The sequence below is a fragment of the Ruania zhangjianzhongii genome (assembly GCF_008000995.1).
Taxonomy (GTDB): Bacteria; Actinomycetota; Actinomycetes; order Actinomycetales; family Beutenbergiaceae; genus Ruania; species Ruania zhangjianzhongii.
The window spans coordinates 3252031-3275190 of the sequence record NZ_CP042828.1 but is presented as its reverse complement, the minus strand read 5'-3'; the positions used below and the strand labels follow the sequence as shown (position 1 = coordinate 3275190).

General features: G+C 67.8%; 18 protein-coding genes. 13 read left to right on the top strand and 5 right to left on the bottom strand.

Annotation, left to right across the window (positions count from 1 at the left end; genetic code table 11):
• Nucleotides 1-6: 6 nt before the first annotated feature.
• From FU260_RS15270 to FU260_RS15255, 4 genes are read right to left on the bottom strand one after another with little or no spacing between them, the layout of a single operon-like run.
• On the bottom strand, nt 7-693 hold the full coding sequence (locus tag FU260_RS15270) for an EboA domain-containing protein (RefSeq protein WP_147917842.1): 687 nt from the start codon (nt 691-693) through the stop codon (nt 7-9).
• Nucleotides 690-1562, bottom strand: a complete 873-nt coding sequence (locus tag FU260_RS15265) for a sugar phosphate isomerase/epimerase family protein (protein ID WP_147917841.1) — start codon at nt 1560-1562, stop codon at nt 690-692. The genes FU260_RS15270 and FU260_RS15265 overlap by 4 nt, the downstream gene beginning before the upstream one ends.
• Nucleotides 1559-2428: an SCO3242 family prenyltransferase gene (locus FU260_RS15260; RefSeq protein ID WP_147917840.1), complete on the bottom strand. Its 870-nt coding sequence runs from the start codon at nt 2426-2428 to the stop codon at nt 1559-1561. The genes FU260_RS15265 and FU260_RS15260 overlap by 4 nt, the downstream gene beginning before the upstream one ends.
• A complete protein-coding gene (locus tag FU260_RS15255) occupies nt 2425-3618 on the bottom strand; it encodes an inositol-3-phosphate synthase (RefSeq protein ID WP_147917839.1) in 1194 nt (397 codons plus the stop codon). Before FU260_RS15255 ends, FU260_RS15260 begins: the two co-directional genes overlap by 4 nt.
• Nucleotides 3619-3767: 149 nt before the next feature.
• Between FU260_RS15255 and FU260_RS15250 the strand changes: the two genes are divergently transcribed.
• From FU260_RS15250 to FU260_RS15240, 3 genes are all read left to right on the top strand, one after another.
• Nucleotides 3768-4925, top strand: a complete 1158-nt coding sequence (locus FU260_RS15250) for a polyprenyl synthetase family protein (protein WP_147917838.1) — start codon at nt 3768-3770, stop codon at nt 4923-4925.
• Nucleotides 4926-5229: 304 nt separating this feature from the next.
• A complete protein-coding gene (locus FU260_RS15245) occupies nt 5230-10098 on the top strand; it encodes a PQQ-dependent sugar dehydrogenase (protein ID WP_168211789.1) in 4869 nt (1622 codons plus the stop codon).
• Between the two features lie 130 nt (nt 10099-10228).
• The gene (locus tag FU260_RS15240; protein WP_147917836.1) at nt 10229-10924 is read left to right on the top strand and encodes a 3-keto-disaccharide hydrolase; all 696 of its coding nucleotides are present in this window, start codon (nt 10229-10231) and stop codon (nt 10922-10924) included.
• Between the two features lie 24 nt (nt 10925-10948).
• Here FU260_RS15240 and FU260_RS15235 read toward each other — a convergent pair whose 3' ends face one another.
• Complete coding sequence (locus FU260_RS15235) at nt 10949-12184, bottom strand: ROK family transcriptional regulator (protein WP_168211788.1); 1236 nt, start codon at nt 12182-12184, stop codon at nt 10949-10951.
• A 115-nt stretch (nt 12185-12299) separates the two neighbouring features.
• Here FU260_RS15235 and FU260_RS15230 point away from each other — a divergent pair, with 115 nt between their 5' ends.
• The 10 genes from FU260_RS15230 (at nt 12300) to FU260_RS15185 (ending at nt 23131) form a co-directional block, all read left to right on the top strand.
• A complete protein-coding gene (locus FU260_RS15230) occupies nt 12300-13820 on the top strand; it encodes a sugar ABC transporter ATP-binding protein (RefSeq protein ID WP_147917835.1) in 1521 nt (506 codons plus the stop codon).
• Entirely contained in the window at nt 13813-14889 is a 1077-nt protein-coding gene (locus FU260_RS15225; RefSeq protein ID WP_147917834.1) for an ABC transporter permease, read from the top strand. Before FU260_RS15230 ends, FU260_RS15225 begins: the two co-directional genes overlap by 8 nt.
• 85 nt (nt 14890-14974) lie before the next feature.
• Nucleotides 14975-16039: a substrate-binding domain-containing protein gene (locus FU260_RS15220; RefSeq protein WP_147917833.1), complete on the top strand. Its 1065-nt coding sequence runs from the start codon at nt 14975-14977 to the stop codon at nt 16037-16039.
• A gap of 272 nt (nt 16040-16311) precedes the next feature.
• Nucleotides 16312-17493 carry a Gfo/Idh/MocA family protein gene (locus FU260_RS15215; RefSeq protein ID WP_147917832.1) on the top strand — a complete coding sequence of 394 codons (1182 nt, stop codon included), beginning with the start codon at nt 16312-16314 and terminating at the stop codon, nt 17491-17493.
• A gap of 40 nt (nt 17494-17533) precedes the next feature.
• Nucleotides 17534-18541: a sugar phosphate isomerase/epimerase family protein gene (locus tag FU260_RS15210; protein WP_147917831.1), complete on the top strand. Its 1008-nt coding sequence runs from the start codon at nt 17534-17536 to the stop codon at nt 18539-18541.
• A gap of 141 nt (nt 18542-18682) precedes the next feature.
• Nucleotides 18683-19138, top strand: coding sequence for an alternative ribosome rescue aminoacyl-tRNA hydrolase ArfB (arfB, locus tag FU260_RS15205; RefSeq protein ID WP_328593027.1), 456 nt, complete (start codon nt 18683-18685; stop codon nt 19136-19138).
• A 56-nt stretch (nt 19139-19194) separates the two neighbouring features.
• Nucleotides 19195-20127, top strand: a complete 933-nt coding sequence (gene puuE, locus FU260_RS15200; protein ID WP_147917829.1) for an allantoinase PuuE — start codon at nt 19195-19197, stop codon at nt 20125-20127.
• A 121-nt stretch (nt 20128-20248) separates the two neighbouring features.
• Nucleotides 20249-21292: a LolA family protein gene (locus FU260_RS15195; protein WP_147917828.1), complete on the top strand. Its 1044-nt coding sequence runs from the start codon at nt 20249-20251 to the stop codon at nt 21290-21292.
• The gene (locus FU260_RS15190) at nt 21289-22257 is read left to right on the top strand and encodes an ABC transporter ATP-binding protein (protein WP_147917827.1); all 969 of its coding nucleotides are present in this window, start codon (nt 21289-21291) and stop codon (nt 22255-22257) included. Before FU260_RS15195 ends, FU260_RS15190 begins: the two co-directional genes overlap by 4 nt.
• Nucleotides 22247-23131 carry an ABC transporter permease gene (locus FU260_RS15185; protein WP_413038360.1) on the top strand — a complete coding sequence of 295 codons (885 nt, stop codon included), beginning with the start codon at nt 22247-22249 and terminating at the stop codon, nt 23129-23131. The genes FU260_RS15190 and FU260_RS15185 overlap by 11 nt, the downstream gene beginning before the upstream one ends.
• The last annotated feature ends 29 nt before the right edge of the window (nt 23132-23160 follow it).

The following is a 23160-nucleotide window of genomic DNA, read 5'->3' as shown; positions in this document are numbered from 1 at the left end:
TGACGATCAGGGTGAGGACGCAGAGTCCAGTGCTGCGCCGACGTCGGGGAACTGTTCGAGCGACCCGGGGAACAGGTCGAGGATCGGGTGCGCATCCGGCGGGATGGTTCGCCCCGCGGCCAGACGCTCATGGGCGAAAGCGGCGACCATGCGAGCAAGCTCGGCGTCGGCACGGTCAGTCAGGCGGGCCACGGCTGCGAGGGGCACTCCGACGAACAGGCACTTGAGCACGCCCTGCCGCCACGCGGCGTCCTCGAGGTGAGCACCGGCCCAGTCACCCATTGCGGCACCGATCAGCCGGACATCGTTGCTGCGTAACGCATCCTCGACGAGGTACTGGGCCGGCTGGCCCAGGCCGAGGTCCGCCAGAGCGCGTAGGACGGCGCGCCGCTCCTCGCTGTCGCCGAACCGGTACAGCTGACCGACATGGCGCAGCAGGTCCGAAGGATCGGGTTCGGCCTCCGCGAGGGCGAGGAGGAGGACGCCGCGGACGATGTCGTCCAGCGTCGGCCCCAGCACACCGCCCGGGTCGCCCTCGTCCACCGGTCCGCGGCCCACCTCCCTCGCCGCGGCGGGGAACAACACGGCGATGGCGGCGGGCTTCTCGCCGATGGCCGTGGTCATCTGGTGCAGCCGGTCTTGCGCCTGCGGTGACAGTCTGTCGGCGAGGATCGCGTGGTACCGCTCGGTCATCTCGGCTCCTGAGTCGTCGCCAGTCGCGATTCACAGCTGGCGACGGCGGTGCGTAGCGCGTCGATCGAGCGTGCGGCTGTCACTGGGGCTGCGTGGCTGTGCCGTGCCAGTTCCACAGAGACCAGCCCTGCGTAGCGCACCTCGAGCAGGGCTTCGACCGAGCGGTCCAGGTCGAGCTCACCGTCGCCGAACTCCAGGTGCTCATGCACCCCGCGGCGCATGTCCTCGATCTGGACGTGGATGAGATCGCCGGCGGCCGCACGAATCGCGGCATCCGGCGTGAGGTCTTCGTTGCAGAGGGCATGGCCCACGTCGAGGGTCAGCCGGAGCGCGTCGGGCGAACCGAGCCTCATGCGGAGCTCCTGGGCGTCGGCGAGCCGTTCGATGAGCATTCCGGGTTCGGGTTCAACGGCCAGCCGCACACCTGCGGACTCCGCGTGCGGGAGGATCTCCGCCATACCGGTGAGCAGCCGGTCCCAGCCAGTGTCGATCGACGTGCCGGCAGGAAGCGTCCCGGACCAGAAGTGCACGATGTCGCTGCCGAGGTCGGCCGCGATATCGATAGCCCGGTGGAGGAAGTCGAGGCGGAGCTCCCGCCCGTGGGCCGAGACCAGGGTCGGCTCGTGCTTGCGCCGGGGGTCGAGCAGGTATCGGGCACCGGTCTCGATGACCACGGCCAGGCCGTGGGTCGTCAAGAGCCGATCGATGGTGCCGACCTGGGTCGCGACATCGACCGCAAACGGGTCGAGGTGATGATGGTCAAGGGTGAGGGCCACGCCGTCATAGCCGAGGTCGGCAATGATCGCCAGAGCATCCGACAACCGGTGGTCGCCGAACCCGTTCGTTCCATAGGACAGGCGAAGGGTCACGTGGGGGACACCACCTTCGCTGCGGCCCGCAGGAGCGGGCCGAGCGCGAGCAGCCCGGCGGCGATGCCGAGATGACCGCGCCGGGCGATCAGGCTGGCCTGGAGTGGAACCATCCCGTGGATCCCGCGGCGGGTGGCCCGTCGTACTGTCGCCGGATCGGGGCGTGCCACGGCGTCGCCCTGCGTTTGCCCGACGGCACTCGCGTACGTGCCGGCGAGGGCGGCACCGGCGATCCTCGCAGCCGGTGGCTGGGAGGTATCGCGCAGCGACTGGATCGCCGCTGCGGACGCCACGACGCCCGTAGTCGCCACCGTTGCGGTCGCGGTCCGGGTCGAAGTCCCGTGTACCTCTCCCCGGCTCAGCACGGTGACCGCTGTGGTGTGGACGCCCAACGCGAGAGCGGCCGGCAGAGCGCGTCGCGGGTTGGCCGTGCCACCCATCAGGACGTCGAGAAACCGGGTGGTGCCCATGACCAGCGGACCGGCGACGGTCGGTTTCGCGATCAGGTCGTAGGTCCACACGGCGCCCGCTAGGGGCAGGGCGACGGCCAGGGGACGGGGTCCGGCGGTGGCGGCCAGCGTGAGTCCCGCGAGCGTGAGGCCACCGGCAAGTCGGAGCGCAGTAGATGGACTGACCCGCCCGGAAGGAATCGGCCGCTCCGGGCGCTCCTGCGCATCCAGCTCGCGGTCCGCGTAGTCGTTCAGGGCCATCCCGGCCCAGTAGAGGCACGCGGACGAGGCGGCGAGCGGAGCCGCGCGCCAGCTGGGCAGGCTGCCGGCGGCGGCCGCTCCCGCGAGGGTGTCTCCTGGCACGGTCAGCGCTGCCGGCAGCCGGGTCAGCTCGATCAGGTCCCGAAGGGCGGTCATCGAGCGATGGCGAGCTTCTCGCACCACTCGCTGAGCGCTTGCCACTGTCCGCTGAGGGCGTGTTCCTCGCCACCGAGAGGCTCCTTGAAGAAGAAGGCCATCGCACCAATGACGCCCACTTCGCCGGTCTCGTGCGCTCGCGCCACGAGTCGCACGAGGTCCAGCACCAGCGGTGCCGCAAGGGCCGAGTCGCACCCCTGCCAGGTGAACTGCATCGTCATCCTGGTGCCGAGGAAACCCTCGAAGGAGACGTGGTCCCACGCGGTTTTCCAGTCACCGAGGTCTTCGACATAGTCGATCCGCAGCGGGCCGTCGACGTGGTGGCCCAGGATCGCGTCGACCCCGGCACCCTTGGTTGCCGTCTTGCTCATCGCGGCATCTGGGTCGGCAAGGGTCTGGCCATCTCCGCCGCCGAGCAGGTTATAGGACGCCCACGACCGGACTTTCAACGCTCGGGTCGCGAACATCGGCGCCAGCGTGGTCTTGACGAGCGTCTCACCGGTCTTTCCGTCGCGACCGGCCCACGGCACGCTCTGCCGCTGGGCCAGCTCCACCAGAGCGGGGAGGTTCGGGCCCGGGCTCGGCGTGAATGCAACGAGCGCACAGCCGGCACGGAAGGCCGCGTAGGCATAGAGCGAGCTCTGCGGCAGGGGTGAGCGTCCGGCGTCCAGCGCTTCCTCGAGTGTTGCCAGATCGTTCAGCTCCGGTCCTGGCTGTACTGGCGCTTCAGTGTTGCTGACGTCCACGACGACCACGCGAGCCAGCCCGTGCTCCTCGCGGAAGGAGTGCAGATCGTCCGCGATCGCGGACGCTGTCTCTCGTTGGGTCGCCCGCCGGGGTGCCGACTTGATCCGCTTATCGGCCTCGGCGAGCTCGTCGCGCAGGGCAGCTGCCAGGGCGAACGGGAACACCCCCGACTCCGCCAGCGCCATGGCGCGCTCAGGCAGCGGAGTATCGGCGACGTCGTGCCCCCCGGTGACCAGACTCCCGATCTCGATCGGGGCAGTTGCCGCGGCGATCGGCGCGAGCTCACTGACCAGTCCGGTCCGGTCTGCGAGTCCGGCGGCCACGGCCAGGGAGCCTATGGTGGCCGTCGTCGCGACCGACCCGCGAGCACCAATGAACCAGATGCCGGTACGGACCTGAGAACCATCGCGTGCGGTGGCCTTCTCACCTGGGCTTGTGCTCATGCCTAACACCTCTTTGTCCCGAACCGCGTTGTAGAAACAACGACAATCGACGTTGATAGCGATGAACTTGAACAAGTTCTGGTAACAGACTCACAATAGCAGGGAAAGTTCGAGCGGTAGACAAGAAGACGGGACCCGAAGGTGTCGATATGAGCGAGCGGCCAGAACAGCTCGAAGCGGAGCGGAGTGTGGCCGAGTCCGGGCGGGGAGATCCCTCCGCGGCGGTGGCCGAGGTTCTCCGGGAGGTGGTGGCCCAGGAGTGGCGCCAGGCAGCAGGGCACGGCCGGCCGTACGAATTGCTCTGGCGGCACCTGGAGCAGGCGATCTCGGGTGGCAAGCACTTTCGCGGCCGGCTCGTCATCGAGACCTACACTGGCCTGTGCGGGAAGGATCTTCCGGCAGCAGCGCGGCTCGGTGCCGCGTTCGAGTTGCTGCACGCGGGCTTTCTGGTGCACGACGATCTCATCGACCACGACACGCTGCGCCGCGGACACCCTAATCTCGCCGCCGGAATGAGTTCCGCAGCTACGGCCGAGGGTGCAGACACCACGACGGCTGAGCACCTGGCCGAAGCCTCCGCAGTGCTCGCCGGCGACCTGGCGATCGCGCTCGCACACCGGCTCACCGCCACCGTCGAGGCCCCGGTCGCGGTTCGCACCGTACTCGCCGATCTGCTCTGGCGCACCGTGTTCGTCAGCGTCGCCGGCGAACTTGGCGATGTAGCGGCAGCGCATGGGCTCTGGGAGGTCTCGGCCGAGCAGGCGCTGACCACTGCGGCAGAGAAGACTGCCTTCTACTCTTTCCAGGCTCCGCTACGGGCTGGCGCAGTGCTCGCGCAAGCCCCCGACGATGTCCAGGAGCCGCTCGACCGTGTCGGACAAGCGCTCGGCAAGGCATTCCAGCTCGCTGACGACCTGCTGGGGGTGTTCGCACCAGAGGCGGTCACCGGGAAGAGTCAGCTGTCAGATCTGCGTGAAGGCAAAGCGACCACGCTCATGCTCTACGCCCGGGAACTCCCGGTCTGGGACCGCATCGGCTCAGCCGTGGGCAGAGCGGACCTGGACGTGGCGGCGGCCGACCTGATCCGCCGTGAGCTCGGTGCATCCGACGCGCCCGCTCGGGTCGACGCGCAAGCACGCCACGAGCTGGTGCTGGCGCGGCGTTGCCTGCTGACAACGCCCGGCCTGGAGCCGGTGATCGACGTCGTCATGCCTGCCTGGTCGATGGTGGCGGACCAGCTCGATATGGCGATCAGGTACGCGGCTGCGCTCGGAGCGAGAGACATCAAGGATCAGGCAGGTGCGTAGCCGAAGAATGTTCGGCAATTCAGGACTTTTGTGTTGACAGCGACGAAAGTCCTGTTACGGTTGCTCGGGTGTGCGGCAGCGGCCCGCTGGTAGTTCCGCACACAGGGTCCGGCATTGCCGCGGGCTCCGAACACCAGGGCCGGCCGAGGCGATGTCTGTAGGAGATGGCTCCGCGCACACGTCGGCAGACGTGGTTGGTGGAGATTTCGAGGAGGAAATTGTGTCGAGACCTTCCAGAGTGAGCCAATGGCTGGGGCGAGGTGCAGCCGCCGCGCTAGCCGCCGCGGTGATAGCGCCACTGACGTTGAGTGGGGCCAGTGCGCACCCGGGGCATGATGATGCCGGTGCCACGGCCGCGGTCCAGGCAGATGCGCCCGAAGGTGTCGACTGGAGCGACTACGAGAAACTCCTCCTCACCAAGGACACCGGTGAACCGATCGACCTCGCGGTCCTGCCGGACTCACGCGTCCTGCACACGGCACGTGACGGCGTGCTGCGACTGACCGACCCGACCAGCGGCCTGACCTCTCAGGTCGCCGAGCTCGACGTCTACCACAACTCCGAGGACGGGCTGCAGGGCATCGCGCTGGACCCGAACTTCGAGGAGAACCACTGGGTCTACATGGCCTATGCCCCGCGAGAGATGTCGGGCACGTCTGCGACCGGTGTCGACTATCCGCAGACCACTCCGTCGGGTAGTGCACCGGAACAGCTCCCTGAGGGTGCCGACCCGGAGACCTACTGGGACCAGTGGCTCGGTTACAACGTGCTCTCCCGCTTCCAGTTCGACCCGGAGACGGGCAACCTAGACCTTGACAGTGAGCAGCAGATCATCAAGATCGACGCTCAGCGCGGACAGTGCTGCCACGTGGGCGCCGACATCGCGTTCGACGGTGACGGCAACCTCTACCTGTCCACTGGTGACAACACACCCGCCGGTACCCCGGGCGCGAACGGCTACACCCCGATCAACAACGCCCCAGGGATGAACCCGGGTTTCGACTCACGCCGCGGTTCGGGTAACACCAACGACCTGCGCGGCTCCATCCTGCGGATCAACGTACTGGACGACATCGCCTCCGGTGCCGAGCCGGGGCCCGAGAGCACTTACACGATTCCCGAGGGCAATCTCTTCAACACTGGCGAGTACGACGCCGAACTGGTGCGGGAAGAGATCTACGTCACGGGGGTCCGGAACCCGTTCCGGATCGATTTCGACACCGAGTCTGGTGCCCTGGTCTGGGGTGACTACGGCCCGGACGCCGGCTCAGCGCAGGCCGACCGCGGCCCGATGGGGTATGTGGAGTGGCAGCTGACGACCGAGCCGATGAACGGCGGCTGGCCCTACTGCCACGGCCCGAACGACGGCGGTGCCTACAACGAGTGGAACTTCGAGGACGGTGTTGCCGGTGACGTCACCTTCGACTGCGCCACCGGACCGGTGAACAACTCGACCTTCAACACCGGGCTGGAGCAGCTCCCGCCGGTGACCGAGCCGCAGATCTGGTATGGCGACGAGCCCGGTGACCAGCCTGAGGCGTGGGACGGACTCGTCAGCTTCACCGACGGTGGCGGCCAGGCCCCGATGGGTGGCCCGATCTATCGCTACGACGCCGAGAACGAATCGACCACGCAGTTCCCCGAGGTCTGGGACGGCCATGCGTTCATGGCCGAGTTCTCTCAGGACTACGTCGCCGCATTCGGGCTGGATGAGCTCAGTAGCGACGGCGAAGTGACCGACATCTACAACTTCCTGCCCAATGCGCACCTCTATGAGCAGGCGGTCCCCGAGTGGTCCGGCATCATGGACATGGAGTTCGGCCCGGACGGCAGCTTGTACGTCCTGGAGTACGGCAAGGGCTTCTTCCGGCAGAACCCGGAAGCCGGCATCTACCGGATCGACTACAACCCGAACAACAAGACTCCGCGCGCCGTGCTGGAGGCGGACCAGATCTCCAGCAGTGACGCTCCGCTGGAGGTGCAGTTCGATGCTTCGGCGTCGGTCGACCCCGAAGCCGAGAACGTCACCTATGAGTGGGACTTCGAGGGCGATGGTGAATTCGTCGAGGGTGAGGCCGTGGAGAGCTTCACCTACGACGAGCTCGGTCAGTACACCGCCGTCGTGCGTGTCACCGACCCGCAGGGACTGTTCGGCCTCGCCGTCCAGGAGATCACCGTGGGCAACACCGCCCCGGAGATCGAGCTGAACGTTGACAACGGCGCCATCTTCAACTGGGGCGACAGCGTCGATATCTCGGTATCGGTGACCGACGCCGAGGATGGCAACGAGCCGGTGTGCGACCGGGTCAACTGGACCTTCGGCCTGGGCCACAACCTGCACGCTCACCCCGAGGTCTCCGGCACGGGTTGTGAGTTCACCCTCGAGACCAGTGAGAACGCGGTGGAGCACGGTGAGGGTGAAAAGATCTTCGGCACCCTGGTGGTCAGCTACACCGACGAGGCCCAGGGCGACGTCCCTGCCACGACCGGCGAGGCGACTCTGGTTCTCAAGCCAGAGGTGCAGCAGGCCGAGTGGTACGACTCTGCTGAGGGCGTGAGCGTTGCCGACGACCCAGACGCCAGCGCCGGGTCGTACGTGACCGAGTTCGAGGAGGGTGACTCCATCACCTTCGAGCCGGTGGCACTGACGCACGCCCCGAGTGGTGAGCCCATCGACACCGTCACCGCCCGCGGCAGCGGCGAGGGCACTCTCTCGCTGAACTGGCAGGACGAGACGCTCGCGTCGTTCGACTTCTCCGGCGACACCGGATGGCAGGACGTGACCGCTGCTCTCGAACAGGCCCCGGAGGGATCCGGTGCGGTCGTCGTGACGAGCACGGGCGGCGTCGACCTCGATGCCCTCACCTTCGCCGCATCGGGAGACAGCGGGTCCGAACCCCCGGTGTGCGAGGACCCGGAGGCCGACGTGCCCGCGGATGACGAGTTCGACGGCACGCAGGTCGATCCCTGCCGGTGGGAGATCGTGGACTACGACAGCGACCTGGCTCACGTCAGTGACGGGTCGTACCACGTCTCCACGACCGATGCCGACTTCTACGGCACCGACAACAGCCCGGTGCCGAACATTCTCCAGTCCAAGGTCCTCAGCGGGGACCAGTGGACGGTCGAGGCGGCCTTCACCGCCGACCTGGAGAGCTCGTACCAGCAGGGCGGCATCATGGTCCGGGCCGATGAGGACAACTACGTCAAGATCGACCCGGTCTACGCCGGCGACGGCGGCGATACCCCGCTACGCGTCGAGCTGCGGAGCGAGGTGAACGGCGAGGTGCAGGACCCACAGGACGACCTGACTGATCTCGCACTGCCGACCGACGGCACCTACCACGTGCAGCTGACCCGGGACGGCGACACCTTCACCGGTGCGTTCTCGACCGACGGCGAGGACTGGCAAGAACTGCCCAGTGCCGTCACCAACGCCTCACTCGCGGACGCGGCCCCAGGTCTCTACGCCCTCGGCGCCCAGCAGGCCGAACCCACCACAGTGAGCTTCGACTACTTCCGAGTGGTCGACGGCGAGGAGTCACCTGAGCCCATCGAGGTTCCGGTGGAGGATGTCTCGTTGCAGATGTTCTCTCTGATTCCGTGGGTGGATGAGGTTGGTCTGGAGGCGGTGTTGGAGCGCCTGGGTGAGATCGGTTTTGTCAATATTGAGCCTTTTGGTGGCAACTTCGAGGGCTACACCGCGCAGGAGTTTCGTGAGCTGGCTGCGGGGTATGGGTTGAGTGTTCCGTCCTCGCATTACAACGTCGATGAGGACTCGTTCGGTGAGACGTTGGAGTTCGTGGACACGTTGGGTCAGGAGTATGTGGGCTCGGGTGGTTTCGCTGCCCCGGGTATCGACACGTATGAGGACACGTTGGCGACTGCGGAGACGATGAACCGGCTGGGTCAGCTTTCGGTGGCGGCCGGGGTGGGCAAGTTCTTCGGTCATAACCATGATGGTGAGTTCACGACCATGTATGAGCATGAGGGTGAGCAGTTGTCGGCGTGGGAGATCCTGGTGGCCGAAACGAACCCGGAGTATGTGACGTTCGAGCTGGATGTGGCCTGGGCTGCGCATGCGGGTGTGGATGTGGTCGAGCTGATCGGTACCTATGGGGATCGGGTCGAGTTGCTGCACATCAAGGACGCCACCGACCTGGGTGGTGCGGATGGTCCGACGTTCACGAATCTGGGTGAGGGCGAGATGGCGTTGCAGGAGATCCTCGCTGCCGCGCAGGAGGCTCCGATCGCGTATTACGCGTTGGAGTACGACATGGCTGGCGATGGGGAGTCCTTCGCGACGTCGGGGTTTGAGTACCTGACCGGCATCGAAGCTGGGCAGCCCGAACCCGAGGAACCGGTGCAGGTCACTCCGGAGGAGGTGACGTTCACCGACGAGCCCGGTACGGACTCCGATTCGTTCGTGGTTCCTGAGGTCGAGGGTGTGCAGTACCTGGCCGGTGGTGACGTGATCGAGGCTGGGACCCACCCCGGTGAAGGCACGGTGACGGTGACCGCGCAGGCCGTGGAGGGTTATGAGCTCGCGGAGGGTGCGACGGTGGAGTGGTCGCACACCTTCGATGCCACCGGTGGGCCGGGGGAACTGGTGGAGGTGACCCCGGAAGAGGTGGTCTTCACCGACGAACCCGGTACCGAGAATGATGCGTTCACGATCCCTGAGGTCGAGGGGGTGGAGTATGTCCTGCTCGGTGAGAGCGCCGGGGGGAGTCCTGGTGTGGCGGGTTCACGCTCGGTGCTCGCCCGCGATATCGCTGCGGCGTTGGTGCCTACCCCGGATGAGGTCCTCGAACCAGGGACCTATGCGGCGCAGGGTTCGGTGACGATCATCGCCCGGGCAGCAGCAGGTTACGTGCTACCGGAGGGTGCAACCACGGAGTGGACCTTCGAGTTCAGCACCGCCGGCCAGGAGGCGCCCACCGACCCGGGTGCGGACCCGACCGACCCGGGTGCGGACCCCACCGGCCCAGGTGCGGACCCGACCGGCCCGGGCCAGGACCCCACGGGTTCGGGTGAGGTGCCTACCGAGGGGTCCACCGGTGGTGACCTGCCCACCACCGGAGCCGACGTCGGTGTGCTGGCCGCCCTGGCCGCACTCCTACTCCTGGTCGGTACCGGTATCGCAACCCGGGCACGCCGACAGCACGCCTGACGCCCAGAAACGCCAGTGGCCGGACACCCCACCAGGAGCCCGGCCACTGGTTCGTCTGCCGGCCGTGGACCCGGAAGTGTCACACTGGTGCGTCCACGGCCGGAAGCCGTGGAGACCAGGGAGCCAGGTCATGCCGCGACGTGCTGGTGACGGCCGGCGGCGAGTGCGTGACGTGCTGGGTGCGTTCGTGGCTCTGCTGATCATGACCGTTCCTGCGTGCGCCCCCGCCGAAGCGCCGGAGTGCGCGGCAGGACTGCACGAGTCCGGTTACCGGGTGTTGTTCGACGGGAGCCGGGTAAGTCTCGAGCAGTGGCAGATGACTGGCCCGGGAGCGTTCGAGCTGAGCGCAGAGTGCTCGATGGTGACCAGAGGCGGAATGGGGCTGCTGTGGTTTCCAGAGGAGTTCGAGGACTACATCCTCCGGCTGGACTGGGCGATCACCGATGACGACAACTCCGGAGTGTTCGTCGGGTTTCCGGATCCTGGGCACGAGGTGTGGACTGCGGTGAACGAGGGCTATGAGGTCCAGATCGACCCCTCCGACGCCCCAGACCGGACCACCGGATCGATCTATACCTTCCAAGGCGCCGATGCTCAGGCACGAGATCGGGCAGTCAACCCGGCCGGTGACTGGAATACCTACCGGATCGCCGTCCGGGATGGACGCATCCGCGTCCATCTCAACGGTGTGCTCGTCAACGAGTTCACCAGCGATCAGCCGGACCGTGACCTCGACTCTGGGCACATCGGCCTGCAGAATCATGGCGAGGACGACGTCGTCCGGTTCCGCAACGTGCAGATCCTCGAGCTGGCCCGATCCGAATGAAGGCGCCGACAGGGTCGGACCAGCTCAGTCGGCGGACCCGACCAGGCGGTCGATCGCTGGTGCAGCGAGCACCTGCTGGATGACCATCTGAGCGGCGCCGAGAACTCCGGCCTGGCCCCCCGCCTTGGAGACCACGATCCGCAGGTGCTGTGTGGCGAGGGGGAGAGATCGGCTGTAGACGACCTCCCGGATACCGGCGAGCAGGTGCTCACCGACGTTCGCGACCTGACCGCCGATCACGATCACTGTCGGGTTGAGCAGGTTGACACCACTGGCCAGGACTTGACCGATGTCACGGCCAGCGTGGCGCACAGTCTGCATCACGTTGGTGTCCCCGTGTCGCACCAGGTCCACGATCTGGTCCGCCCACTGGATGTCATAGCCCTGTTCGCGCAACGACTCGACCACGGCATAGCCACTCGCGAGTGCCTCGAGGCAGCCGATGTTGCCACAGCGGCACGGCACCTGCCTGCCCTGCGGCACAGCGATGTGACCGAGGTCGCCGGCAGCACCCTGAGCACCCCGGCGAAGCTCGCCGTCGGTGATGATGCCCGCACCGATACCGGTGGCGACCTTCACGTAGATCAGGTCCTGCACGTCCTGCCAATAAGCCCGGTGCTCACCGAGCGCCATGATGTTGACGTCATTGTCGACGAGGATCGGAGCCGGGATCTGCCGCTGCAGGTAAGCCGGCACGTCGAACCCATCCCAGCCAGGCATGATCGGCGGACTGATCGGACGGCCGGCATGATGCTCGACCGGACCGGGAAGTCCTACCCCGACGCCGAGCACCTCATCCAACGGACGACCGAACGCCTCGAGCATCTCGAGAAACTCAGCGACGACTGTATCCAGCACGGACTCCGGTCCGTCGCTGATGGTGATCTCCACCGAACGCTCGCTCAGCACACGCGCCGCGAGATCTGTGATCGCCAGCCGGCCGTGCCGTACGCCGAGGTCAGCGACCAGGATGAGCCGCACCCCCGGATTGAACGCGAACGTCGCCGGCGGCCGTCCCCCTGTGGACGAGGCCTCCCCGGTGGGGACGATCAAGCCCACCCGCTCCAGCTCATCGATACGTGCGGCAACAGTGGGCCGGGCAAACCCGGTGGCCGCGACGATATCGGCACGCGTGCGCGGCTGGCCGTCACGGACGTACTGGAACAGAATCCCTGCTGAACGCGGGTCTGAGTCGCGGGAGCCCTTCGGCTCGCTGATTGTCCCCTTGACGTGGGTCCCCTTGATTGCGGTTTCGCTCACCTCACCAGTAAACCATCACTTCTGAGTACTTCTAGCGATTATCTGGCTGTAGGCGTGTGAAGATTGTGCGACTTTTGGTTGACGAGTTGCATAACCCATGCCTACGATGCTGCGCATGGTCACGGTAGACCCCCTCAAGCCCATCCTCACGATCACTAATCTCATCAAGCACTTCCCCGGAGCCAAGGCTCTCGACGGAGTGGACTTCGATGTGCGCGAAGGCGAAGTCCACTGCCTGCTCGGCCAGAACGGTGCCGGCAAGTCGACACTCATCAAGGTCCTCGCCGGAGCCCATCAGCCGAACGCTGGGGAGATCCGCTGGCAGGGCGACGTCGTCAAGATCGCTTCACCTCTCGCCGCACTCGATCTCGGCATCGCCACGATGTACCAGGAGCTCGACGTCGTCGATGGCCTGACGGTGGCAGAGAACATCTATCTCGGTCATGAACTGTCGCGGGGCGGAGTGCTGCGGTTCGCTGAGGCACAGGAGCGCACCCGTGCGCTGCTGCGGCGCCTCGGGCACCCGGAGATCCCACCCGGCAGGGACGTGGGGCAGCTCTCCGCTGCCGGCAAGCAGATCGTCTCGATGGCGCGTGCGCTCTCCCACGACGCCAAAGTCATCGTCATGGACGAACCGTCAGCGGTGCTTGACCCGGAGGAGGTGGACAAGCTCTTCCAGGTGGTGAGGATGCTGACCGCCGAGGGCGTCGCGGTTATCTACATCTCCCATCGGCTCGAGGAGATCCGCAGCATTGGCGACCGGATCACGGTCCTCAAGGACGGTGAGACCGTTGCCTCCGGCCTCGCAGTCGCCGACACCCCGACTGCCGACCTCATCCAGCTGATGACCGGCCGACGCGTCGAGACCGACTTTGGTGGCAGCGGTGTGGCTGAGCCGGGCGACGTGGTCCTGGATGTGGACGGGCTTGCGCTGGCCGGCGTGTTCGAGGACGTGAGCTTCCAGGTCCGGGCGGGGCAGATCATCGGCCTCGCGGGTCTGGTCGGGGCCGGTCGCTCCGAGATCGTCGAAACCATCTACGGCGCCCGGCCCGCCTCGGCGGGTACCGTCCGGGTGAACGGGAAGCGAGTGCGTCCAGGCTCGGTGCCGAGCGCCGTGTCCCGCGGAATCGGGCTGGCGCCGGAAGAGCGGAAGAGCCAAGGGCTGCTGCTCGACGAACCGGTCTACCGCAACATCACCCTGTCGTCCTTCGCCCGGTTCGCCCGGGGCAGCTTCCTCGACGAACGGGCCGAGCGTAAGGCCGCACGAGAGCAGATGGAAGCGCTGCACCTGGTGCCGGCGGATCCCGACCGGCCGGGCCGGACGTTCTCCGGAGGAAACCAGCAGAAGGCGATGCTTGCCCGATGGCTGGTGCACGGCTGTGACGTTCTGCTGCTGGACGAGCCGACGCGCGGTGTCGACGTCGGCGCTCGTGCCGAGATCTACGGACTGATCCGAGAGCTCGCCCGCCAGGGAACCGCGATCGTCGTCGTCTCCAGCGAGATCGAGGAAGTCCTCGGCCTCGCCGACCAGGTCTTCGTTATCGCCGAAGGTGCGGTAGTGCACCACGGGCCCGCCGATCAGATCGACGAGCACGGTGTGCTCGACCTCGTCATGGAAGGAACCGCACATGAATGACAATGCGCCGGCAGGCGTCGCAGCCGGTGGCGGCGCCGCCTCCTCGCCACCGGGCGACCAGGCACCTGCGCCGGCGGGCGGATCCGCTGGCCGACGGTTTTTGAAGAGCCTGGGTGGTGGTGGCGGCCGTGGCCGGATGCTCGGGCTGATCGTCGCGCTGATCCTGATCTGTCTCGTCGGGGCGATTACCGCCGGGGACCGGTTCGTGGACACCGCGAACGTCCTGACGATCCTGCGCGCCGCCGCCGTCCTGGGCGTGGTCAGTATCGGAGTCACCTTCGTCATCACCGCCGGCGGCATCGACCTGTCCGTCGGCTCGGTCCTTGGCCTGGCCAGTGTCTGGGCCACCACCTTGGCCACACAGCGAATGGCGGAGGACACCCACTGGCTCGTGATGGTTTTCACCGCAGCGGCGGTGGGGACCGCCGCCGGGCTGGTGAACGGACTGATCGTCGCCTATGGCAAGGTGGTCTCCTTCATCGCCACCCTGGCCATGCTCATCGCCGCCCGCGGACTCGCCGAGATCATCTCGGGACGACGTACCCAGCTCGTCACCGACTCAGGCTTCGAAGGCTTCTTCGACGGCAACTTCCTCGGCGTGCCGACCATCGTGTGGATCTTCGCGATCGTGGCTGCGATCGCGTGGGTGCTGCTGAATCGCACCACCTTCGGTCGGCGCACCGTGGCGGTGGGTGGGAACGCCGAGGCGGCCCGCCTGGCGGGCATCAACATCAAGCGGCACCTCGTCTACGTCTTTGCTCTGTCCGGATTCACGGCCGGGATCGCGGCGGTGATGATGATGGGGCGCACCGGTGCCGGCACCTCGACCCACGGCATGCTGCTCGAGCTCGACGCCATCGCCGCAGTGGTCGTCGGTGGCACCCTGCTGATCGGCGGGCGAGGCACGATCATCGGCACGGTGATCGGCGTGCTGATCTTCACCACCCTGGAGAACGTCTTCGTCCTGAACAACCTGTCCACCTCGGTGCAGGCGTTGGTCCAGGGCGGGATCATCGTGGTGGCGGTCCTTCTGCAGCAGCGCTTCGCGGTCCGGGGCACCTCCCCATGACCTCATCCACCTCCCACTTGCCCGCCCAGCCCGGGCGCGCCGTTTCACTGTGTCCCCCCACTCACCAATGCAAGGAGTAGTTCCGATGACCGAATCAACGACGTGGCGTCGCGGTGTGACAGCTTCGCTCGCAGTACTCGCCTCCGCGGCGATCCTCGCCTCCTGTACCTCCAACGCACCCGAAGAGTCGGAAGGTGACGACGGCGGCGGCGGTGACGCTGCCGCAGCGGGCAGCAGCAATGACGAGATCGGGGACACCGTCACCATCGGCTTCTCCGCACCTGCGGCGGACCACGGCTGGATGGGTGCGATGACCACCCTCGCCCAGGCGGAGGCCGACGAGTACGAGGACATCGAACTCCTGGTCGCGGAGGGCACGAACGACGTCAGCCTCCAGATCAGCCAGATCGAGACCTTCATCAACAACGACGAGATTGACGCGATCGTCGTCGTTCCATTCGACGGCGCCGCGCTGACCGGTGTCGCCCTCGAGGCGATGGAAGCCGGAATCCCGGTGGTCAACGTCGACCGGGAGTTCTCTGACCCGAACGCCTCCCGGTCGACGATCCTCGGTGACAACTACGGCATGGGTGTCTCCGCCGGGGAGTACATCTGCGAGCAGGTCGGGGACGATTCGGAAGCAGTGATCGCCGAGATCGCCGGAATCGACTCCCTCCCGCTGACCCAGGACCGTAGCCAGGGCTTCGAGGACGCGCTCTCCGACTGTGGTCAGGAGGTCGACAACCGGGTGGCCGGCGACTTCACCGTTCAGGGTGGTGAGCAGGCCACCTCGAACCTGCTGCAGGCTGCACCGGAGATCGACGCGATCTGGAACCACGACGACGACCAGGGCGTCGGCGTGCTCTCCGCGATCGAGAACGCCGGACGGGACGAGTTCTTCCTGGTCGGTGGTGCGGGCTCCGCGAACATGATGCGTCACATCCAGGAAGGTGACTCCGTGGTCGAGGCCACCGTCCTCTACCCCGCCAGCCAGGCCGCGGACGGCGTGCGGATCGCTCGTCTCCTCGCCCAGGACAAGGCGATGTCCGACCTGGTGGAGAACGAGATCCCGCGCCTCATCCAGCTCTACGCACCGGTGGTCACCGGGGACAACGTCGACGAGTACATCGACTCGGCCTTCGAGTCCTGAGCCCCCGGCGGTGCACCGGGGAACTCCCTCGGTGCACCGCGGCGGTCTGCGCCACGGACCTTCCAGATGCCGCAGACCGAACCGCCGCGGGATACGGCGACCACCAGGGCAAGGGCGCGAAAGCCCCTGCGCACCTGGGCCCCTAAGCCCTCTGCCATCGTCGACCTCCGGTCGAGGGACCAACTAGCAGGCGGTGCGAGTGCGGAAATGCCCCGGCTCACCCGTACCGAGAGGACTATCTTCGTGAAGAGTGATCTAGGAGGACTCCTTCGATGACCAGCAATCCACCGCCGCCGCTGCGGGTAGCGATGATCGGCTACGCGTTCATGGGAGCGGCGCACTCCCAGGCCTGGCGCACGGCGCCACGGTTCTTCGACCTGCCGCTCACCCCGGTGCAGCACGTGCTGTGCGGACGCGACCAGGCCAAGGTGGCCGCGGCGGCCGACCGACTCGGCTGGGCGAGCACCGAGACCGACTGGCGCTCCGCCGTCGCCCGCGACGATGTGGACCTGGTGGATGTGTGTACCCCGGGGAACACTCACGCCGAGATCGCGATCGGTGCCCTCGAAGCCGGCAAGCACGTGCTCTGCGAGAAGCCGCTGGCCAACTCGGTGGCCGAGGCTGAGGCGATGACGGCGGCAGCTGAGAAGGCGGCCGGCCAGGGAGTGCGGGCCATGGTGGGGTTCACCTATCGGCGCCTGCCGGCGATACAGCTGGCCCGGCAACTCATCGCCGAGGGGAGAATCGGGGACATCCGTCAGGTCCGCGCCCAGTATCTGCAGGACTGGCTCGCGGACTCCGAGGCGCCGCTGAGCTGGCGGCTGGACAAGACCAAGGCCGGATCCGGGGCCCTGGGGGACATCGGCGCGCACATCACTGACCTGGTGCAGTTCCTCACCGCCCAGCGGATCGCTGGCGTGACCGCCATGACCGAGACGTTCGTGACCGAGCGGCCGATCGAGACCGAGCGGGTGGGGATCGCCGGAGTCGGCGGGGACGAGCTCGGCCCGGTGACCGTGGACGACACCGCGATCTGGCTAGCCCGGCTCTCTGGGGGAGCGGTGGGAACATTCGAGGCCACTCGGTACGCCTGGGGCCGCAAGAACGCCCTTCGCGTGGAGATCTCCGGTACCGAGGGCGCGCTCGCCTTCGACCTGGAACGGCTGAACGAGCTGGAGTACTTCGACTCGAACGAGGACCCGCGCACCGGCGGCTTCCGGACCATCTTGGTCACCGAAGGCTCCCACCCCTACATCGCCGCCTGGTGGCCGCCCGGGCACGGCCTCGGCTATGAGCACGGCTTCACCCACCAGGTGGTGGACCTGGTGACAGCGCTCGCCGCCGGGCAGCAGCCCGAACCCTCGTTCGCGGACGGACTGACGGTGCAGCGAGTGCTCGCCGCCGTGGAATCCTCCGCCACCGCCGGCAGCACCTGGGTGGACGTGCCCGGCTGAGACCGGCCGACCCGATCCGACCGACCAGAGGAGAAGACCAATGGCACGACCGATCACGTTGTTCACCGGCCAGTGGGCCGACCTGCCGTTCGAGGAGGTGTGCCGCCTGGCTGGTGAATGGGGCTACGACGGCCTGGAGATCGCCTGCTGGGGCGACCACCTGGACCCCAACCGCGCGGCCACCGATGATGACTACGTCGCCGAGAAGCTCGCCACCCTGGAGAAGAACGGACTGAAGGTCTGGACCATCTCCAACCACCTCAAGGGTCAGGCCGTGTGCGACGACCCGATCGACATCCGGCACCAGGACATGCTGCCGGACTCGGTGTGGGGCGACGGTGACCCGGAAGGGGTGCGCCAGCGCGCCGCCGAGGAGCTGAAGAACACCGCTCGTGCAGCCAAGCGGCTCGGCGTGAAGACAGTGACCGGATTCACCGGGTCAGCGATCTGGAAGTACGTGGCGATGTTCCCGCCGGTGCGCGAGGAGATCATCGAGGCCGGCTACCAGGACTTCGCCGACCGGTGGAATCCCATCCTGGACGTCTTCGACGAGGAAGGGGTGCGGTTCGCGCTCGAGGTGCACCCCAGCGAGATCGCCTACGACTACTGGACCACGGTGAAGACGTTCGAGGCGATCGGCCACCGGGACGCCTTCGGGCTGAACTGGGACCCCAGCCACATGGTCTGGCAGCAGCTGGACCCGGTGGGCTTCCTGCTGGACTTCCCGGAGAAGATCTTCCACGTGCACTGCAAGGACACCAAGGTGCGGATGGACAGTGGCCGCAACGGCCGGCTGTCCTCGCACCTGCCCTGGGCACACCCACACCGCGGCTGGGACTTCATCAACACCGGTCACGGGGACGTGCCGTGGGAGGACGCGTTCCGCGCGCTGAACCACATCGGCTACGACGGCCCGCTCTCGGTGGAGTGGGAGGACGCCGGGATGGACCGCCTGGTCGGTGCACCGGAGGCGCTGGAGTTCGTGCGACAGCTGAGCAAGTACCAGCCCTCGGAGGCCGCCTTCGACTCGGCCTTCTCCACCCGCTGAGCCCACCCCCACCCCTTCCCGGCTGGGTGACATTTCCGTCGCCAATCGACGATCTGGCGACGGAAATGTCACCCACTGCGGGGTGGCTGGACTCCGGCCGACGGTAACCTCGGCCGTGACATGGCCGCCAACGATCTCCCTGTGCCGCCAGGCCCCGGCAATCCCGGCGGCCTGGTGGTCCCCGGCAGCGAGCTGACCGAGCGGTTCAGCCGATCCTCCGGCCCTGGCGGGCAGTCGGTGAACACCACCGACACGCGGGTCGAGCTCTTGTTTACCCCAGGGACGTCGAGTGCCTTCACGCCGGCGCAACGAGAGCGGGTCCTGGGCGCCGTGGGGCGGTTGTTGGTGGACGGGGAGATTCGCATCGTCGCCAGCGCGCACGCCTCACAGCTGCGCAACCGGAACGAGGCACGGGCCCGGCTCGCCGCCCTGCTCCGGGACGCGCTGATGCCGCCACCGCCCACCCGCCGGCGGACCAGGCCCAGCCGCCGGGCCCGGCAGCGCCGCATCGACGCGAAGAAGCAGCGTGGGCAGACCAAGTCCCTGCGCCGGCGGCCGAACCAGCCGGGCGACCAGGCGAGCCGCATCGTAGCCTGAGGGCGCTCGGCACAACCTGCGGCCGGCACCGGCCCATCCTGGAGGACGAGGGAGCCATGACGGCAGACGGTCTGCTCGATATCAGCACACCGCGCGACCTGGTCGGCTACGGCCGGCACACACCCGACCCGCAGTGGCCCGGAGGCGCGAAGCTGGCCGTGCAGTTCGTGGTCAACTACGAGGAGGGGGCCGAAAGCTGCATCCTCGACGGCGACCCCGCCTCGGAGAGCCTGCTCTCCGAGATCGTGGGCGCCGATCCCTGGCCGGGGCAGCGCAACCTCAACATCGAGTCGATCTACGAGTACGGTTCCCGTGCCGGGTTCTGGCGCCTGCACCGCCTGTTCACGGGGCTGGACGTGCCGGTCACCGTCTACGGCGTGACCCTCGCGATGGCGCGAAACCCGGAAGCGGTGGCGGCAATGAACGAAGCCGGCTGGGAGATCGCCAGCCACGGCTACCGATGGCTGGAGTACAGGGACTGTTCCGAGGAGCTCGAGCGTGCGCACATCCGTGAGGCAGTCCGGTTGCACACCGAGGTGGCTGGTGAGCGCCCGTACGGCATGTACCAGGGCAAGCCCTCGGAGAACACGCTCCGGTTGGTGATGGAGGAGGGTGGATTCCTGTACTCCTCGGACGCCTACAGCGACGATCTGCCCTACTGGGTGTGCACCGGCGCCGGCGAGCCGTTCCTGATCATCCCCTACACGCTGGAGGCCAACGACATGCGGTTCGCGACACCGCAGGGCTTCAACTCCGGGGACCAGTTCTACGCCTACCTCAAAGATGCCTTCGACGTCCTCTACGCCGAGGGGCAGGAGGGAGCGCCGAAGATGATGTCGGTGGGTCTGCACTGCCGGCTCATCGGCCGCCCGGGCCGCACGGCGAGCCTGCGCCGGTTCCTCGACTACGTGCTCGGGCACGAGGACGTCTGGCTGCCCCGGCGCATCGATATCGCCCAGCACTGGCACACCCACCACTACCCAGGCTGAGCGGACGGCACGGGCCGCCGCGCCGCGCACAGGTACGCCCCGTCTGAACGCCCCACCACCCCTGGCATATCCGCGATCCGCAGCGTACCGTCGAACTAGACGTCTGTGAGGAGTTGTGACCATGGCACGTACCTGGACCCGCTGGCTGCCGGCGGCCGCCGTCCCGCTCGTCGTGGCCGGATCGTTCGCCGTGGCCACCACCACCGCCGGCGCCGACGAGTTGCCCGAGCGCAGCCCCGAGGATGTGCTCACCCTGCTCGCCGGACACGAGCATCAGCCGCTGTCCGGTGAATTCACCCAGACCAGCGACCTCGGTCTGCCCGAGCTGCCCGCGGACGTCCCTGGCACCGATGGTGACGCCGCCGCCGTGCTGGACGGGTTGGAGCTGATCACCAGCGATCACACGGGCCGGGTGTTCGTCGGTGACCAGGACCAGGCCAGGATCCAGCTCTTCGACAGCTTCGGCGAGCAGAACGCCATCGTCAACGGCAGCGACGCCTGGTTCTACGACTCCGCCGACAACTCCGCCACCCATGTCACCGCACCCGAGGGGGAGCACTCCGACCAGGCCCGGGGCGCGCAGCAGCTCACTCCGGAGGCGCTCGCCGAGCAGGTCGTCGCGGCTGCCGATCCGAGCACTGAGCTCAGCGTCCGCGGGAACGTCGAGGTCGCGGGGCGCACCGCTTACGATCTGGTGCTCACGCCCCGCACCGACAGCACGCTCGTCGGCGAGGTGAGCATCGCCGTCGACGGCGAGACCGGCCTCCCGCTGCGGGTGAGCATCACAGCCAGCGGCGCGGACAGCCCCGCGGTCGAGGTCGCCTACACAGAGCTGGACCTGAGCCCGCCGGATGCGGACCTGTTCGACTTCACCCCGCCCGCTGACGCCACCGTGGAGGAGGTCGACCCGCAGGGCCACGACGGGCAGCACGGCGCCGATTCGAGCCAGCCGCGCCCGCAGGCCACCGGAACCGGCTGGGAGACCGTCCTGGCCGCCCCCGCCGGCACGCTCGACCTGAGCACGCAACCGATCCTGACCCAGCTGACCTCCGCCGTCGACGGTGGCCGTGTGCTGACCACCGACCTGCTGACCGTACTGATCACCGACGACGGACGGGTGCTCGCGGGCGCCGTACCACTGGAGCGGCTGCAGGCCGCGGCATGACCGACCTTGCCGTCGAGACCTCCGCACTGACGAAGCGTTTCGGCCGGCAGGTCGCGGTCGACGGTATCGACCTGGCCGTCCCGACTGGCAGCGTGTTCGGTTTCCTCGGCCCGAACGGCTCCGGCAAGACCACCACCATCCGCGTGCTGCTCGGCCTGGCCGCCGCCACCTCCGGCAGCGCGCGGGTGCTCGACCGGGAGGTTCCCGGCGGTCTCGCCGCGGCCCTGCCGCAGGTGGGCGCGCTGATCGAGGGACCAGCGTTCTACCCGTTCCTCTCCGGTGCCGCCAATCTCGCCCGGCTCGATGCTGCCGACCCGCGCGCCGAGTCCAGGAGCCGGGCACGCCGGATCGGTGAGGCTCTGGAACGGGTCGGGCTGACCCGGGCCGCGGGCAAGAAGGTGCGCGCCTACTCCCTGGGCATGAAGCAACGGCTGGGGATCGCGAACGCCCTGCTTGCCCCGCGCCGGCTGCTGGCGCTGGACGAGCCCACGAACGGCTTGGATCCGCAGGGCACCCGCGAGGTGCGCACCTTGATCAAAGGCCTGGCCGACGGCGGAACGACAGTTCTCGTCTCCTCTCACCTGCTCGCTGAGGTCGAGCAGGTGTGCACGCATGCGGCGGTGATGCACCTCGGCCTGCTGAAGGCGCAGGGCAGTCTGACCGAACTGCGCGGTGCCGGCCGGGCCCAGGTACTGGTGCGTACCCCCGACCCGGACCTGGCCGCCGCCGAACTGGTTCGGCACGGGCTGGAGGTGACCGAGCACCGGCCCGTGGCGGGGGAGGGCGTGGAGGTGCTGGCGGTGCCCGGCGAGGAGAGCGCCGAGCAGGTCGAGGAACAGCCGGAGCGGCTGGTCGACGCACTGGTCGCCGCCGGCGTGCGGGTGCGGGGTTTCGAGCTGCGCCGGCCCAGCCTGGAAGAGCTGTTCGTGGTGCTGACCGGGGAGGGGTTCGACCTTGCCCGGTGAGCGCGTCGGTACCGAGGCCGCCCGCGCGAATGGCGGCACCGCCGGTGCGGCTCGAGGCACCGGCTGGTCCCTGCTCGGCTCGGAGCTGATCCTGCTGCTGCGCCGTCGGCGCACCTGGGCGATGTTCGCGGCGCTGGCCGCGATCCCGGTGGTGCTCGCCCTGGTGGTGTTCTTCTCCGCCGATCCGCCCGCGGCCGGGGAGGGCCCGCCGTTCCTGGACCGGATCACCCAGAACGGCATGTTCGTCTCGGTGACCGCCCTGGTGATGACCACCCCGTTGTTCCTGCCGCTGACGGTGGCGGTGGCCGCTGGGGACACGATCGCCGGCGAGGCCGGGCACGGCACGCTGCGCTACCTGCTGGTCGCCCCGGCCGGGCGGCTGCGGCTGCTGCTGGTGAAGTACGCCGGAGCAGCGGTGTTCTGCGTGCTCGCACCCGCGGTGGTGCTGCTGACCGGGTGGGCGATCGGATCGGCGCTGTTCGGAGTGGGGCCGGCCACGCTGCTGTCCGGGGACGAGATCGGAGTCGGCGGCGCGCTGGTGCGCTCGGCGCTGGTGGCCGCGCACGTGGCGATCGCGATGCTCGGGCTGGCGGCGATCGGACTGTTCGTCTCCACCCTCACCGACATCCCGGTCGGCGCGATGGCCACCACTGCCGTACTTGCCGTGGTGGCGCAGGTGCTCGGCCAGCTGGACCAGCTCGCCTGGCTCCATCCGTGGCTGTTCACCGATCGGTGGTTCGCCTCGGTGGACGTGCTGCGCGAACCGATCAGCTGGGCCTCGTTCACCGACAACGCGGTGCTCCAGGTCGGCTACATCGCCTTCTTCGGCGCGCTGGCCTACGGCCGGTTCAGCACGAAGGATGTGCTGTCCTGACTCAGGACGTGCCGTCCTGACCCAGGATG